Here is a 1,665-nt window from a genome sequence, read left to right as displayed (position 1 = left end):
CACTAATCTTTGGGTAAACAGATTAATTGGAGACCAGCAGGCTGATGTGAAGCGAAAAATAACCTATTCCACCATCCCATTTTACAATGCCAAATCAAAATTGCCGCCGTCTGGTTTGTTGGGGCTYGTGAAGTTGGTATGGGTGAAGTAACGAGAAAACTGATATTGTTCTTTTACTGTTGTTACCACGTATTTGCTCAGCCAAAAAAACAAACCAAAATATTTGATATTGCATTAATTTTACTGGGTAAAAGATCGTTTTTGTTTTGGCGCTACAAATGTTAGCAAACATAAAGTATGAACTGCCATAGAAGGGAAAAGGATGAGTTAACTTCTGATTGCTATACATAAATAGTTACAGTGTGTAAATTATTATAACATTTTCGTTACAATTGCGTAGCTTTAATATTAATTTCAAAACCAATTTAACCCTAATTTAAAGAAGCCCAATGTCCGGATATGATGGATATACTGATAAGGAATTGCTCGTTTTAGTAAGAAGAAGCGACAGAACGGCGTTTACTGAACTGTATGAAAGACATTGGAATAGTGTATATTCTCAGGCATTTAAAAAACTAAACGATGCTGATGTCGCAAAAGATATTACCCAGGAAGTGTTTATCTACCTATGGACCCATCGTGAAACGAATCTCATTGAAAATCTTGAAGCCTATTTGTTTAGCTCGGTCCGCAATAATATATTCAGGTTCCTGAAAAAAGAAAGTCGGTTTATTTGTATTTCTGATTTAGTTCTGGAGGCAAGGGCATTCTGTTCCGAAGCTGATGCACTAATATTGCAAAAAGAACTGGTCAAATCCTATGAGTTGCTGGTTAAATCCATGGCGCCTGCTCAGAAACTAATATATGAAATGCGTTTCCACGAGGATTTGTCGACCCTTGAAATTGCCCAACAACTCAATATTTCCCGAAAAACTGTGCAAAATCAACTTACAAGAGCTTTAACTCTGCTCAGAAGTTCACTGGCATCTATTGCCATTCTTCTTATTTCACTCCGTTAATTGCTAAGAATTTCCTTTGTTTGATAACCTATAAAGTGATGTGAGTTTTCTGTTTATTGGCGCTCCAGCCTCAAAAAACAGAAACATCAAAAGGGGATAAAAAATATTTTTTTTCCATGTGGGATTTTTCTTACTTAATGTCTCATGTATATACCAATATTTATAAACCGATGACAAAAGAGCTGTTTTTAGTAATTCTTACTAACTACCTTGAAGGCAATGCAACCAAGGAAGAAGAAGACTTCCTCCATGCCTATTACACCTTTTTTATGGCCGATGTAGATGTGATTGCTTTATTAGATGAAAAGCAAAAGGACCGGTTAAAATCATCAATGAAATTGAATATTGATGATTTTATAGATTCAGAAATAAAGCCGGTTAAAAAAATAAATATTTGGCCACGAATTGCTGTAGCTGCATCCATCACGTTAGCGCTATCTTTTGGGGGCTATCTGTTATTGCATCAGCCTAAACCCCAACAAATAGTACATATTCAGCACAATGATATTGCACCAATAGKTAACAAGGCTACACTGACACTTTCCAGCGGCCAACAGATAGTACTTGACTCAAAACATAATGGTCAGTTGGCCCAACAAAAAAATATGGTAATTCGTCAAGCCAATAACGGAATAGTTACTTATTC

The 1,665-nt window shown here is 36.0% G+C and carries 1 protein-coding gene and 1 pseudogene; both read left to right on the top strand.

The genetic code is table 11. The annotated features are described in order from the left end of the window. The first annotated feature begins 449 nt into the window (after positions 1-449). Positions 450-1,019 carry an RNA polymerase sigma factor gene (locus tag AC1DPZ_RS26720; RefSeq protein WP_477409218.1) on the top strand — a complete coding sequence of 190 codons (570 nt, stop codon included), beginning with the start codon at positions 450-452 and terminating at the stop codon, positions 1,017-1,019. A gap of 170 nt (positions 1,020-1,189) precedes the next feature. Continuing rightward, positions 1,190-1,665: pseudogene (locus AC1DPZ_RS26715) on the top strand (hypothetical protein); the annotation flags it as partial.

Source organism: Mucilaginibacter sp. P4_G9 (assembly GCF_056400985.1).
The sequence above is the reverse complement of the archived record's forward strand: the minus strand, read 5'-3'. Positions and strand labels throughout refer to the sequence as shown.